The organism is Parasaccharibacter sp. TMW 2.1884 (assembly GCF_023337695.1).
Taxonomy (GTDB): Bacteria; Pseudomonadota; Alphaproteobacteria; order Acetobacterales; family Acetobacteraceae; genus Bombella; species Bombella apis.
In genome coordinates, this window is the sequence record NZ_QORR01000001.1 from 917,457 (window position 1) to 931,326 (window position 13,870).

A 13,870-nucleotide genomic window follows, 5' to 3' on the forward strand; every position below is an offset into this window, starting at 1 on the left:
CTTATGAGAGCTGAAAATCAGCCCTCCTTTTTGACATCACGCGGACGCTCGGCAATACGGGCGGACTTACCGGAGCGGCCACGGAGGTAGTATAGCTTCGCACGACGGACCTTACCACGGCGAACAACCGTAATATCAGCAATCGTCGGGGAGAAAAGCGGGAAAACACGCTCCACACCCTCACCGTTGGAGACCTTGCGCACCGTGAAGCTGCTGCCCAGGCCACGGTTTGAGCGGGCAATCACCACACCCTCGAAGACCTGTACACGTTCGCGTGTACCTTCAACAACGCGCACGCCAACACGCACGGTATCACCGGCGGCGAATTCAGGAACGCTGCGAATGGCGGAAAGACGCTCCATTTCGCGCGCCTCGTACTGCTGAATGATGTTCATGCTTCAAACTCCCGAAAAAAACTCAACTCTGTTGCTGCTGTTCATACATGGCCCAGAGGTCCGGGCGACGTGTACGGGTCACAGCGATGGATTTCTCATCTCGCCAGCGGGCGATCTCCCCATGATTGCCAGAAAGCAGGACGGGCGGGACATCCCTCCCCTCCCATGTGGCAGGCCGCGTGTACTGGGGGTATTCCAGCAGTCCGGCAGAGAAGCTTTCCTCCTCCCCGCTCAGGGCTGACCCCATCACACCCGGCAGAAGTCTCACACAGCCATCAAGGAGTGCCAGTGCCGGTATTTCTCCCCCGGAAAGGACAAAATCCCCCATGCAGACCTGTTCGACCGCATGTTTCTCCAGCACCCGCTCATCAACCCCTTCAAACCGTCCACAGAGAATGACAACGCCCTCTCCCTGAACGTACCGTGCAATGTCCTTCTGCTCCAGACGATGGCCCCGTGGTGTCGGATAGATCACCGGGCGGCCATCATCTGTCTGCCTCACGCTGGTCAGGGCGTCATCCAGCACGTCCGGCCGCATGACCATCCCTGCGCCCCCGCCAAATGGCGCATCATCCAGGGCCTTGTGCACCCCCCGTCCGAACGGACGGAGGTCATGCGTTCTACAGGCCCACAGGTTCCGCTCCAGGGCACGCCCCGCAAGGGAGCAGCCCAGCGGACCGGGGAACATCTCCGGGAAGAGGGTCAGGATGTCAGCCTGCCATGTCATGAGCGGACTTCCACCTCACCAGCCAGATCCCCTTCCACTTCCACGGCTTCCGGCGGGACGACCACGAGGCGTTTCGCCTTCATGTCCACCTCCGGCACGCAGGCCATGGTGAAAGGAATCAGCTGCCCCGCTTCCAGCTCCAGACTGGTGCCAGCCCCATAGTCATGGACACTGACAACACGCCCCACAGTCTCCCCGGAAGCAAGGACGGCTTCCATACCGATCAGGTCGATATGATAGAACTCGTCCTCTTCCACCTCCGGCAGAGCCTCACGGGCAACATAGAGCTTACGGTTCACCAGCTTTTCTGCCGCCGTCCGGTCCGGCAGGGGCTGTCCGTCCTGTCCCAGGACGGCAGCAATGCCCGGTGCCTTCCAGCGTATCTGCCACACGCTGCCCGTCTCATCATGAAGAGGCCCGAGTTCCTCGAGCGTCTCGGGATGCTCCGTTGCCGGGTGCAGGCGCACGAGCCCCCGCACGCCATGCGGACGCCCTATCGTGGCGACCAGAACATCCTGATGTGAAGGACGGTGTGACAAGAAGAAATCTCCCGCTCAGGCCTGATCAGGCCTCGGCTGCCTTGGCGGCTTCAGCAGCCTTGGCAGCACGCTCCTGGGCCTTCTTCTTCGGAGCAGACTTCTTGGGCTGCTCACGGAAGGCCGGCTTCGGTGCCAGACCGGCATGGCCGAGGAAACGGGCCACACGGTCGGTTGCCTGGGCACCCTGCTCCAGCCAGTGCTTGATGCGCTCGTCATTCAGGCGCACGCGGTCGGCGTGGTCGGACGGCAGCATCGGGTTGTAGGCACCCACCTTCTCAACAAAACGGCCATCGCGCGGGCTGCGGCTGTCGGCAACCACAATGTGGTAGTACGGACGCTTCTTCGCACCTGCGCGGGACAGACGGATCTTCAGGCTCATAACAACTCCTGCATCATCAGAACATTACAAAAAGACAGACAGCCAAGAGGACACTCAGCCAAAAGGTGGACGGCCTCCCGGACCTCCCATCCCCTTGAACATATCGCCCAGACCACCGGCCCCCCCCATGCCACGCATCAGACCAGACAGGCCGCCCATCTTGTTGAGCCGCTTCATCATGGTGGACATCTCACTGAACTGCTTGAGCAGCCGGTTGACCTCCGGAACGCTCGTGCCGGACCCAAGGGCGATACGCTTCTTGCGTGACGCCTTGATGATCTCCGGTGTGCTGCGCTCCTGCGCTGTCATGGAGGAAATGATCGCCTTGTGACGGTTGAAGATGGACGTGTCCAGATCCTTCCCCGCCAGCTTATCCTTCAGCTTGCCCATGCCCGGCAGCATACCAAGAATGCCGGAAATGGAGCCAAGGCGATTGATCTGATTGATCTGCGAGACATAGTCATTCAGATCAAACTTGCCGGCGAGCATCCGCTTGGCAACACGCTCACCTTCTTCCTGATCGAGCTGCTCGGACGCCTTTTCCACCAGCCCGGCGACATCGCCCAGCCCCAGAATACGCCCGGCAACACGCTCGGGATGAAACTCTTCGAGAGCCTCCATCTTCTCACCGGACCCGGTGAACTTGATGGGCTCTCCTGTCACGGCCTTCATGGAGAGGGCGGCACCACCACGGGCATCACCATCCATGCGGCTCATGATGACGCCGGTCAGGCCGATCTGGTCCTTGAAGGACTGTGCGGTATTGACGGCGTCCTGCCCGGTCATGGCATCGACGACCAGCAGCGTCTCCACAGGCTTTGCCACGTCACGGACCTGACGGACCTCATCCATCAGGGCCTCGTCAATGGCCAGACGCCCTGCGGTGTCGAGAATGACGATGTCAAAGCCTTCACGACGCCCTGCATCCAGCGCACGGCGGGCGATCTCGACAGGCCCCTGCCCCTGTTCGATCGGCAGGGAGGTGACCAGCCCATTCGTGCGTCCGCCCACCTGCTCGGCGATCTGCTGGAGCTGGAGCTGGGCCGCCGGACGCTGCACGTCCAGACTGGCGAGCAGCACCTTCTTCCGCTCACGGCTGGCGAGACGGAGGGCCAGCTTGCCGGCAGTCGTGGTCTTGCCCGCCCCCTGAAGGCCGACCAGAAGATAAGGAATTGGAGCCGGAGCCGACAGGTTCAGCGGCACCGCACCAGCACCACCCAGAGCCTCGATCAGCGCATCATTGACGATCTTCGCCACGGCCTGACCGGGCGAGACGCCATCCAGCACCTCACCGCCGACAGCACGTTCCTTCACCTTGCTGACGAAGCTGCGCACCACCGGCAGGGCCACGTCGGCCTCCAGCATGGCCAGACGGACCTCGCGCATGGCCTCGGTGACGTCACCCTCCGAAAGCCTCTCCCCGCGGGAAAGACCTTCGAAAACTTTCGACATTCTGCCAGAGAGCTGCTCGAACACGGGCTATCCTTAATTCCATGACAAACGCGCCACTGCGCGAACCCTCGCGGAGTGACGTGTCCGTAAACTTCCTACGCCTTTACGGCCTCTCTGGAGTTCCGTCAAGCTTTTCCCGTCTCGGCAGAAGGCAGGATAACTGCCCTCAGCTCACTTTTTTTACCCTGCCGTTTCCACCTGCCTCCTTTTATCCATAAAATAACAAGATAGCTGATCAATTTATAAGGAATCTCTTGTCATCCAGCAAAATTAGATTACAAACAATCCAATCCTCGCCCTTGCGGGGATGAACCGATAGCCGATCACCTTATTGGTTCCATTAAAAATGTGTTCCCCGCCCTTGCGGGGATCAAGCAAGGCCACTCCGTAATGAGCCGGCCTGCTTCCCTTCTCTCCAACTATCAGAAAACTGTCTCCCAACTACCTTCCACAATCCTGAAAGAGTTTCCATCATGACCACACACGACATCACCTGCCCCCACTGCCATAAATCATTTTCACTTGACAATGCAGGCTATGCCGACATCGTCAAACAGGTGCGGGACAAGGAGTTTGCCCGGCAGGTACAGGAAAAACTGGAAGCGGCGGCACGGGAAGAGCAGCTTGCCGCAGAACGGGCAAAATTTGCCCATGAGCAGGAAATGCATCAGGCCCTCCATGCCCGTGATGCTGAAATACAGGCCCTGAAAAGTCAGATTGAACGACACGAAACGGACCAGCAGACGGCCACCCGTCTTGCTGAAGCTGAAAAGAAAGCCCAGCTGCAGGAAGCCGTGCAGGCCAGGGAGACGGAGATCCATCAGCTTCAGGCCCGACTGGCTGCCGGTACGGCGGAAAAGGAACTGGCCGTCACGAAAGCGGTTGAGGCTGTCCAGAAGGAGCGGGACACCCTGCAAAACACACTGAAAGAGATGGAGCTGAAAAATACTCTCGCCGCCTCCCAGCTGAAGGAGCATTACGAACTTCAGCTGAAGGACCGTGATGACCACATCGAACGGCTGAAAGACATGAAGGCCCGCCTCTCTACCAAGATGGTCGGTGAGACGCTGGAGCAGCATTGCGAGGTGGAGTTCAACCGGGCACGGGCGATGGCTTTCCCACGGGCCTATTTCGAGAAGGACAATGACGCCCGCTCCGGCAGCAAGGGGGACTACATCTTCCGGGATGCGGATGAAGGCGGAACGGAAATCATCTCCATCATGTTCGAGATGAAGAACGAGGCTGACAGCACCGCCACCAAAAAGAAGAATGAAGACTTCCTGAAAGAACTGGACAAGGACCGCACGGAGAAGAAATGCGAATATGCCGTGCTTGTCTCCCTGCTGGAACCCGAGAGCGAACTGTACAATACGGGCATCGTGGACGTGTCCCACCGCTACCCGAAGATGTACGTCATCCGCCCGCAGTTCTTCCTTCAGATCATCTCCCTGCTCCGCAATGCCTCCACCAATGCGCTGACCTACAAGCGGGAGCTGGAACTGACACGCCAGCAGAATATCGACGTGACCAACTTTGAGGAGAAGCTGGAGACGTTCAAGACCGGCTTCGCCCGCAACTATGACCTCGCACACAAACAGTTCAACACAGCCGTTGAAGAGATAGACAAATCCATCTCCCATCTTCAGAAGATCAAGGACAATCTCCTGAAGTCAGACAACAACCTGCGTCTGGCCAACGACAAGGCGCAGGACGTCACGATCAAGCGGCTCACACGGGGGAATGCGACCATGAAGGCGAAATTCGCAACACTGAGAGAAGATGGAGAGTAATGTCTGGCCCCATCCTTTTGAAACGGGCGCAGCTTCACAGCTTGACGCCCAACGGGTGAATCAGTATCAGGGGCCGTGCCTGCCTTCTCCATGGGAAGGCAGAACGGATGGGTGTCCGAGCGGTTTAAGGAACTGGTCTTGAAAACCAGCGTGCGTGGAAGCGTACCGTGGGTTCGAATCCCACCCCATCCGCCATAAGTACCTCAAAAAATGGCAGTTTCCTGCGCCTTTTGGGGTAAACCTCTTTTCCAGTCCTTACTTTAGACCATACTTCATGCAAACGCATGACAGTTTCCGATTCTGTCCCTGAAGCGTAACCGCCTCCCACATGTGAGAGCACCACGCGGGAAATGCCCTAAGCCATTCCCAGAAATACAGCCAACAGACGCGTAATCTCCACCATCTGATAATCATGAAGCCGCCCAAACGCAGGGCCTACTCTCCCGCGCTGTATGGTCGATGGCTTATCAATCATGATGCTGGACATCTTCTTCAGACCATTAACGCCATCTGGCTCTACTGTCAGCCGCAACAAGGGGGCGTCCTGTATGGTGCTTGTTACGGGCAAAATAACGACACTGGCCGTCTCATGGTAGCTGTCTGCCTGAATAATTAGAGCTGGACGAGGCTTGCCAAGGTCTCCCTGCAAGGCAACCGTGACCAGATCGCCCCGCCTCATTCCCAGCCCTCAATCTGGGCAGCGGCTAGCTCAGAGAAAGCCAGATCATCGCCCTGCTTTTCATCGCAAGCCCGTATCAACCGCGCTTGTCGCGATGCTTCGCGGGTGAAATCAGGACGCCTTGTATCAGGCACCCAAAGTTGAACAGGGCGCATACCGGCCCGCTTCATCACTTCCCGATGCTTGCGGACACGTTCATGACTTCTGGTTGTCGATGCCATAGCTTCCTCCCGTTACATGTAACAATAGAGGGAAAAGACCGCCTTTTACAAGGCCGTGAATCTATCCGCTTATCTGGACAGAATGGACACGTCCACACACGCGCAAGACCAGCCCGCCTTTTGATTGTTGATGATTTTTTATCAAGTGGCAGTGCCTACATCCGACAAAACCAACAGGCTCATGCACGCCTTAGAGCCGGGCATCACATACTTAAGTGAACAGTACGTGCGCGCACGCGCCTGCAATAAAACAGTAAGACAGTCAAGACCTAAAATAGGATGGTTAGGGCCTTAAAACTGGAAACCAAACTGAAACACTATCAAAACGCTCTTAATATATCTTTGTTTGAATCTAATTCAGAGAGGTTAGGCCAGTTGGGCCAGACAGAAAAAAAGGCAGTTTTCTGCTGGCTGTAGCCCTGGCCCAACGTTGGGCCATAGTTGGGCCAACGATATGCAAATATTAAAAGGTTAGACCAGTTAGGCCAATGTTAGGCCAGCTATAAGCCAGCTTTCTCTAGGGCTGTCCTAACTGGCCTAACCGGCCTAACCTTTTTAGGTAAAATATATAAAAAAATAATCAGTTACATAAAATTAATATTAAGGCAGCCTAATAAATGCACAAAAAAAAGGACAGAACGAAGGATCGCCCTGCCCTTTAGCGGCTTGGAAGATGTGATGCTATCTTTCAGCCCGTAACCATATGGTTGAATTGCCAGACATAGAAGCGTCCTTTGCCTGTCCGTTGCCGCTGTTTCTCACCCCCTAACTTACGCAGGATATTAGAAACTCTCATTTCCATTGCACGGGTCATAGGCAACGAAAGCGCTCTGATGATGCTGGCTACCGTAAAGCCTCCTTTACCGTCTGCATCGGGCAGGGTATCGCCCTCGATGAGGTTAATGACAGTTTCTTCCAGAATGTCGCTGACCATGCTTTCCCGTCTGATTTGTTCAATTTCTTCTTTCAGGTATGAGGGCTCACAAGTCTCAAAGGCGGGGTCATAACAAAAAAGCTGGTAAGCCTCTGCCCAAAGCTGGTCCCTGTTTTCTGCTAGCCAGCCAAAGTCAAGGCAGTGTGAGCCTACGTTAATGGGCATGAAGCGGCGGTTACCCCATCCGCCATAAGGCAGACTTCTCACAAGATCATCTTTCAACGCCTGATGGAAACCGGTCCGTTGGGGCGTGCCTTTCGTGCTGACCTCCTCTTTGAGGCCGGTCAGGCAGGCACTACGGGGGCTCAGCCGGGGGCCTCGACTGCCCCTTGAAAGCATCAAAAAAAGCCTGCCCTCCCTCAGGGAATGGCAGGCCCGTGACAGTCTTCACGTATGGAACCAGTCAGCCCCGGTGATCGTGTTCGGCCCGTCTGCCCAGAGCCGTGATGTGGGAGGCTTCCAGCCCTTCGGGATTGTGGTGCGCCTTCCGGGCGATGTCACGTTCTGCGTCCGTGGCGTGCTCACCACTTTTCAGAACATGATCCGCCAGTCGGATGACCTCATCCTTTGTCAGCAGCTTCGGTGTATGGATGGCCTTGCGGGCCAGCTCATGCAGAGAGCTGCTGGCATGAGGTGCCTTGTGCTCATGAGATGCTGTTGTCGGCATGTTTCCAGCCTTTCATTATGAAGACCCTGCCGGGACAGGGTCTGTTATCCCCTGTTGGAGAGGGGCGTCACCGCCCCGTCTTCACGGTGAAAGTTTGCCAACCGGACAACAAGTGCACTTCATGCAGGGCTGGCCTGCTGATGGTGTGACACGGCTTACCGGGGCAGACGGTGCAGCAGGATCAGAGCACCCGTCGTCCGGTCTTCCCTGGAGAGCTGTTCCCCCAGACGATCCTTATCAATACTGCCAACGGACGAACCATTACGGTCACGCAGGGTACCGTCCCTGTCGATACTCCCCACGTAAGACCCGTTCCGGTCCCGCACAGTTCCATCATCATCCAGACTGCCGACAGACGAGCCGTTCCGGTCCCGCACGGTTCCATCATCCTCCATACTGCCGAAAGACGCACCGTTCCGGTCACGGATGAGGCCATCCTGCTCAAGGCTGCCAATGGAAGAACCATTACGGTCCCGCAGTGTACCGTCCCCGTCGATGCTCCCCACGTAAGACCCGTTCCGGTCCCGCACATCACTGATCTGCTGCACATGGCCGGAAAACATCTGCGCCCCGGCAGAACTCACCGGGCCAACAACCCCCAGCCATCCCATGACCAGCAAAATACCCACACGTTTCATTCCATGTCTCCCTGAACAGATCACCCGTTCCCCGTCATTACACTACGCCGCATGGGGCCCATGTTGCTGCCCCATGAAGACTGCGTAATGACCATACAGCCTCCGGCAGCCCCATCTCACTTCAGAAGGGCCTCCCATTCCTCGACGGACTGCCCGCTCTGAAAACGGTCATCCACCTTTCCATCCAGCATGACAGTTGGTGAAACATGAATGCCGTGCTGCCGTGCGTAGCGGGCATGGGCTTTCATGGCATCCGTCACGCTGGGAAGGCGAAAAGGCGCCGCCAGATTGAGACGGGTATGCCCCTCAAGCCGGCTGATCAGATCGTCGGGCGTGGTCTGCATGTTCGGCCCTTCACAATGATGGGAAAACTCGAACTCTTCCCTGTGATCACCGATCGTCCGCACTGTCTGCCAGGCCGTATCCCGGCCATCAGGCAGGGTCGCCGCAGCAAGAATGCACCGGACCAGAATACCCGAAAACAGATGCCACGGCTGGGAATGAAGATGCACCTGAAGCGTCAGCCTGTCCTCCCCCACATGCTCCAGAAGCGGCATGAGCTTTCTGGACGCACGCACACAGAAAGGACAGGTTGGTTCCAGAAAGACCTCAATCTTCCGGGCTCCATGGCCCCAGACCAGATCAACCGGCTTTCCTGTTTTTTCAACCATCATGACGTCTCCTTCTGCCGGACTGACGAATCTGCCCTGCACTTTATCCTGCACTCCATACAGAAACAGCCCCGCATGACACGGGGCTGTTTCTCATCTGGAACATGACTGACAGAAGAATCAGGAGGAACGCCGCCTTCTGGCTCCGGGGGCTGCCCGCCCACCAGCAGCAGGGCGGGAGGACGTCTGCGGCCGTGAGGAACGACCACGTCCACCGCCGCTACCGCCACGCCCTCCCCGGCCGCCACGTCCACCACCCAGCACAGGCGGTGGCAGGGTCGAGTTCTGGGCCTCTGTGGAATGGTATGGGTGATCCGTAATCACCGGCACGTTCTTGCCGATACGCTTCTCAATATCCCGCAACCAGGCACGCTGTTCGGCATCACAAAGGGACACGGCCCAGCCATCCCGACCAGCACGGGCCGTCCGACCGATACGGTGGACGTAGGCTTCCGGCACATTTGGCAGGTCATAATTGAAGACGTGAGAGACCTCATCCACATCAATGCCACGGGCGGCAATGTCCGTAGCGACCAGCACGCGGACACTGCCATCGCGGAAGCCCTGCATGGCACGCTCCCGGGCCCCCTGCGACTTGTTCCCATGAATGGCGGCTGCCGGGATCCCATTCTTGCTGAGATATTCCGCCACCTTGTTGGCTTCATGCTTCATCAGCGTAAAAACAACGGCCCGCACGACACGGTCATTATTGACCAGCATCATCAAGGCTTCTTTCTTCGCTGTGGAATCCACGAACAGGACAGCCTGCCGGATGCGATCCACCGTACTGGATTCCGGCGTGACCTGAACAGTTTCAGGGTCATTCAGCAGGGAATGGGCCAGCTCACGGATGGATGGCGGCATGGTCGCCGAGAACAGCAATGTCTGTCGCTTCTCCGGGAGACGGGCCACAATGCGACGGATGTCATGAACAAACCCCATGTCCAGCATGCGGTCTGCCTCATCCAGCACGACAATCTCCAGCGTGGAAAGATCAATATGCCCCTGCCCGACGAGGTCCAGCAGACGGCCGGGGGCCGCCACCATGACATCAACGCCACGCTTCATGGCTTCCACCTGCCGGTTCTGCCCCACGCCACCGAAGATCACCGCATGGGAGAATTTCATGTGCCGGGCATAGGCGGCAAAATTGTCGGCAATCTGCGCCACAAGCTCCCGCGTCGGGGCCAGCACCAGAACACGCGCACTACGGGGGGCCGCCTTGTGGGGATGTTCCAGAAGATAATGGAGGATGGGCAGAGCAAATGCTGCTGTTTTGCCCGTTCCTGTCTGCGCCAGACCGAGAAGATCCCGTCCCTCCATGAGATGGGGAATTGCCCCAGCCTGAATGGGGGTTGGCGTGGTGTAGCCCTCTCCGTCCAGCGCCTGCAAAATTGGGGCCGCCAGACCGAGCGCTTTGAAACTGCTCATGATTCTTCCTCAAAACCGGCGTTACTCCAGCACTCTGATCTGGCAACACCGCATAAAATAAACGCCTGAACCCCTCTTTCCTGAGGCGTTCCGCTCGTCTCGCCCAAAAATAGGACTCTATTTGTCTTATAACAAGAGGAAAAAGACGATGTCTTTTTATGACCTTATTTCGCAAAAAAGGCAGGCCACCTCTGTTTCAATAAAAAACAATGAAAACAGATCGTTAGGGCCTACAAACTGCCTTATAACGTCTCCGTGAATTCTATTTCTGTTCACTTTTGCGGCGAAGAAGAAACAGTCCCTGCTCCCCGAACAGATTGGCCAGATGGGGCGAACACCCTGCCAGACGGGACTGACGGTTTCCGTTCACGACCATCCACTGACAGACCTCGTACCCGTCTTCCTCACACAATGCAAAGAAATCATAGATCGTACAGGGATGGATATTCGGCGTTTCATACCAAGGGGTAGGCCAGACGGATGTCATCGGCATCCGTCCCGTCCGCAACAGATGCCAGCGCAGCCGCCAATGTCCAAAATTGGGAAAAGAGACCAGCGCCAGCCGACCTATCCTCAGCATGTGCCTCAGGACATCCCGTGGACAGTCCACTGCCTGAAGCGTCCTTTGCAGAACGACGTAATCAAACGTTCCATCAGGATAATCAGCCAGCACCACATCGGCATCACCATGCATGACGGGCAGACCATGGGCTACCGACTGCGTGACCGCTTTCATGTCCAGCTCCAGCCCTTGGGCGTCGCAATTCTTCTCCCTGGACAGGTGGCCAATCAGGCTTCCGTCGCCACACCCGATATCCAGCACCCGGCTATGGGGGGCCACCATGGCGGCAATCAACTCCTGATCAAAGCGCATGATGATGGTCTCCCTCAGCCAGACCGGCCTGACGGGCCATTCCATTCAGAAACCCACGAACCGTTCTGTCAAAATCCGGCTCTTCCAGAAGAAACGCATCATGCCCCCGGTCACTGTCTATTTCTACGAAAGACACATGCCCTCCTGCCTGGGTGATGGCCCGAACCAGTGTCCGGGAACGGGATGTCGGAAACAGCCAGTCAGAACTGAAAGACACAACACAGAAACGGGTTGTCACGCCTCGGAACGCCTCCGAAAGACTGCCTCCATGCTCGCTGCCCAGATCGAAAAAATCCATGGCCCTCGAAATACTCAGATACGAATGAGCATCAAAGCGGCGCGTAAAGTTGGACCCTTGGTAGCGCAGGTAACTTTCCACCTGGAACATGCCCCCAAAAGGGAGGGCAGCCAGTGGATCATGAGGGGCCGGCATGGTGCCGGGACGGATTTCCCGCCCGAACTTCCTGGTCAGGGCTTCTTCCGAAAGATAGGTGATATGGCCAACCATTCTGGCCACGGCCAGACCACGGGCCGGGATGACGCCATGGGCCTGATAATCCCCCCCGTGCCAGTCCGGATCACCATAAATGGCCTGACGACTGACCTCGTTGAACGCAATGTTCTGGGCTGACTGAAACGGCGATGTTGCAATCGGCATGGCAGCAAAGACGCGATCTGGATAATCCGTGGCCCATGTCAATGTCTGCATCCCACCCATGGAGCCACCAATGACAGCAAAAAGCCTGTCAATGCCAAAATGGTCCACCAGCTTTACCTGAGCGGCCACAATATCGTGCATGGTGATTGGAGGAAAATCCTTCCCCCATGGCCGCTCTGTCCCGGCCCGTACCGTTGTGGGGCCGGTGGTCCCCATACAGCCACCCAGCACGTTGGCACAGATGACAAAGAAACGGTCCGTATCGATAGGCAAACCGGGACCGACCATACGGGACCACCAGCCCGGCTTCCCCGTAACGGGATGCGGGCTGGCCACATACTGGTCGCCGGTAAAAGCATGACATATGACGATGGCATTATCCCTTGTGGGAGAAAGCTCACCATATGTCTGATAGGCAATATCCAGCGGAGCGATCTTCTCCCCACACTGAAGGGTCATCCCCTCAGGGAAAGTGATAGACTGTACTTCCAACATCGGCTCCGGCTGTCTGTAACGAGAAACCCGTATAAAAACACTGCCATACTCATGGTTTCAAGACAGAATAAGCACGGAGCCCACGGCACCGTTCCGAAAACTGCTTATTCCGCTGCTTCCAGCATTTCCGGATAGTTATCCTGAGCCAAGGCCGGCATCGGCATCCTCTCGGCCACAGACTGCATCCTCTTGCGCACGGGGAGCCAGTACCCATAAGCAGCCAGAGCCTGCCCAAGATGCATCAGCGCTTCGCCCAGCTCAGAATGTAGAGTCTGCTCCTCCGGAGCATTCTGCATATCTGACAGAATGTTCAGGAGATGTTCCTCCGTGGCCGAATATTCCAAGGCTGCGGTTGCACAGACAGCATGAAGAAAAAGCGCCTTGAACCGCTCCTGAAGGCGCTCTGCCTCCTGCCCCAGAAGCCCAGACAGAGACATGGAGCGCCGCCAGCAGCTCGGTCCCAGCAGATACCGCAGGGCCCACAGGGCTGTCTGCTCCTCCCGCGCCAGTGTCTTCATGGAAGCGTCATGGATGGTGTCACGCCGTTCGGCAATCTGAATGATGTTCATGAGGCCTCTCCCTCTCTCTGCGAGTTGCTTCACGAATGACGTTAGATGAGAACTCTTCTCACTTTCAACAGAAAGATACGACCTGAATCCCCTTTCTCCCGGCAAAAATACGCAAAGAGCTACAAAAACAGCCAGTTATTGACGTTATTAAAGTTTTCTATAAGCCAGAGAATCAGGTTCCAGAAACACAAGATGCTGTGGTTCTTTGCATCCACAGCACACAAGATATCGATTCTCACATGAGGATGATCATATCCCCTCGTGGAGTCTGTTCCCTCTATTCGTGACAGATGGTTGGGGAACGTGTGGACCCACGGGAGGACCATGGCCATGTGGTTGTTTCTGATTTTGTGGGTATGGATGCGGGGGTAGGATTTGAACCTACGACCTTCAGGTTATGAGCCTGACGAGCTACCGGGCTGCTCCACCCCGCGTTGGTGGGTGGTTTTTATGGGGGTGGGTGAGCGAGGGGACCTGGCGGCGACCGACTTTTCCGCTCCTTAAGGAGCAGTATCATAGGCGCTGGAGGCTTTAACGGCCGAGTTCGGGATGGGATCGGGTATGGATCCTCCGCCATGGCCACCAGGTCTTCCCGCTCACCCATGTGGGTGTTTGGGGGTGTTCTGGTTGGTGTTTTCTGGAGTGTGACTGACTACTGTGCATGTGTTTTGGTGTGTGAGAGATATGGGCGATTAGGATCAGTCAGCTACACATGTTGCCATGCTTTCACACCTGACCTATCGACGTCCTG

The 13,870-nt window shown here is 56.8% G+C and carries 16 protein-coding genes, 2 tRNA genes and 1 rRNA gene; 2 read left to right on the forward strand and 17 right to left on the reverse strand.

Features of this window, described 5'->3' with window-relative positions; all coding sequences use genetic code 11:
- Positions 1 to 17 precede the first annotated feature (17 nt).
- The 5 genes from rplS to ffh are packed head-to-tail and all read right to left on the reverse strand — an operon-like array spanning position 18 to position 3,516.
- Positions 18 to 395: a 50S ribosomal protein L19 gene (rplS, locus tag DTI93_RS04120; protein ID WP_043559775.1), complete on the reverse strand. Its 378-nt coding sequence runs from the start codon at positions 393 to 395 to the stop codon at positions 18 to 20.
- A gap of 22 nt (positions 396 to 417) precedes the next feature.
- On the reverse strand, positions 418 to 1,122 hold the full coding sequence (gene trmD / locus DTI93_RS04125) for a tRNA (guanosine(37)-N1)-methyltransferase TrmD (protein ID WP_043559772.1): 705 nt from the start codon (positions 1,120 to 1,122) through the stop codon (positions 418 to 420).
- Positions 1,119 to 1,661: a ribosome maturation factor RimM gene (gene rimM / locus DTI93_RS04130; protein ID WP_043559769.1), complete on the reverse strand. Its 543-nt coding sequence runs from the start codon at positions 1,659 to 1,661 to the stop codon at positions 1,119 to 1,121. The genes trmD and rimM overlap by 4 nt, the downstream gene beginning before the upstream one ends.
- A gap of 25 nt (positions 1,662 to 1,686) precedes the next feature.
- The gene (gene rpsP / locus DTI93_RS04135; protein ID WP_043559767.1) at positions 1,687 to 2,040 is read right to left on the reverse strand and encodes a 30S ribosomal protein S16; all 354 of its coding nucleotides are present in this window, start codon (positions 2,038 to 2,040) and stop codon (positions 1,687 to 1,689) included.
- A gap of 54 nt (positions 2,041 to 2,094) precedes the next feature.
- A complete protein-coding gene (gene ffh, locus DTI93_RS04140; protein ID WP_249079705.1) occupies positions 2,095 to 3,516 on the reverse strand; it encodes a signal recognition particle protein in 1,422 nt (473 codons plus the stop codon).
- A 449-nt stretch (positions 3,517 to 3,965) separates the two neighbouring features.
- On the opposite strand from ffh, the gene DTI93_RS04145 reads away from it, so the two are divergent.
- Both DTI93_RS04145 and DTI93_RS04150 read left to right on the forward strand, forming a co-directional pair.
- Positions 3,966 to 5,282 carry a DUF2130 domain-containing protein gene (locus DTI93_RS04145; RefSeq protein ID WP_249079708.1) on the forward strand — a complete coding sequence of 439 codons (1,317 nt, stop codon included), beginning with the start codon at positions 3,966 to 3,968 and terminating at the stop codon, positions 5,280 to 5,282.
- Positions 5,283 to 5,387: 105 nt separating this feature from the next.
- A tRNA-Ser gene (locus DTI93_RS04150) sits at positions 5,388 to 5,477 on the forward strand.
- A gap of 160 nt (positions 5,478 to 5,637) precedes the next feature.
- On the opposite strand, the gene DTI93_RS04155 is transcribed toward DTI93_RS04150, so the two are convergent.
- From DTI93_RS04155 to rrf, 12 genes are all read right to left on the reverse strand, one after another.
- Complete coding sequence (locus tag DTI93_RS04155) at positions 5,638 to 5,961, reverse strand: type II toxin-antitoxin system PemK/MazF family toxin (protein ID WP_249079710.1); 324 nt, start codon at positions 5,959 to 5,961, stop codon at positions 5,638 to 5,640.
- Complete coding sequence (locus DTI93_RS04160) at positions 5,958 to 6,182, reverse strand: antitoxin MazE family protein (RefSeq protein ID WP_086431498.1); 225 nt, start codon at positions 6,180 to 6,182, stop codon at positions 5,958 to 5,960. The genes DTI93_RS04155 and DTI93_RS04160 overlap by 4 nt, the downstream gene beginning before the upstream one ends.
- A 688-nt stretch (positions 6,183 to 6,870) precedes the next feature.
- A complete protein-coding gene (locus DTI93_RS04165; RefSeq protein WP_249079712.1) occupies positions 6,871 to 7,338 on the reverse strand; it encodes a virulence-associated E family protein in 468 nt (155 codons plus the stop codon).
- Positions 7,339 to 7,519: 181 nt separating this feature from the next.
- The gene (locus tag DTI93_RS04170; protein WP_081563273.1) at positions 7,520 to 7,783 is read right to left on the reverse strand and encodes a hypothetical protein; all 264 of its coding nucleotides are present in this window, start codon (positions 7,781 to 7,783) and stop codon (positions 7,520 to 7,522) included.
- A 155-nt stretch (positions 7,784 to 7,938) separates the two neighbouring features.
- A complete protein-coding gene (locus DTI93_RS04175) occupies positions 7,939 to 8,421 on the reverse strand; it encodes a 4-fold beta flower protein (protein ID WP_081563274.1) in 483 nt (160 codons plus the stop codon).
- Between the two features lie 116 nt (positions 8,422 to 8,537).
- Positions 8,538 to 9,095, reverse strand: coding sequence for a thioredoxin domain-containing protein (locus DTI93_RS04180; RefSeq protein ID WP_349292521.1), 558 nt, complete (start codon positions 9,093 to 9,095; stop codon positions 8,538 to 8,540).
- A gap of 117 nt (positions 9,096 to 9,212) precedes the next feature.
- Positions 9,213 to 10,523, reverse strand: coding sequence for a DEAD/DEAH box helicase (locus tag DTI93_RS04185; RefSeq protein WP_052349022.1), 1,311 nt, complete (start codon positions 10,521 to 10,523; stop codon positions 9,213 to 9,215).
- Between the two features lie 262 nt (positions 10,524 to 10,785).
- Positions 10,786 to 11,397 (reverse strand): methionine biosynthesis protein MetW, encoded by a 612-nt coding sequence (gene metW / locus DTI93_RS04190; protein WP_043561041.1) that lies wholly within the window; start codon positions 11,395 to 11,397, stop codon positions 10,786 to 10,788.
- On the reverse strand, positions 11,387 to 12,550 hold the full coding sequence (locus DTI93_RS04195) for a homoserine O-acetyltransferase (protein WP_086441785.1): 1,164 nt from the start codon (positions 12,548 to 12,550) through the stop codon (positions 11,387 to 11,389). The genes metW and DTI93_RS04195 overlap by 11 nt, the downstream gene beginning before the upstream one ends.
- 104 nt (positions 12,551 to 12,654) lie before the next feature.
- Entirely contained in the window at positions 12,655 to 13,119 is a 465-nt protein-coding gene (locus DTI93_RS04200; protein ID WP_043559754.1) for a hypothetical protein, read from the reverse strand.
- Positions 13,120 to 13,476: 357 nt separating this feature from the next.
- A tRNA-Met gene (locus tag DTI93_RS04205) sits at positions 13,477 to 13,553 on the reverse strand.
- Between the two features lie 38 nt (positions 13,554 to 13,591).
- Positions 13,592 to 13,706: ribosomal RNA gene (gene rrf, locus DTI93_RS04210) — 5S ribosomal RNA — on the reverse strand.
- Positions 13,707 to 13,870 lie beyond the last annotated feature (164 nt).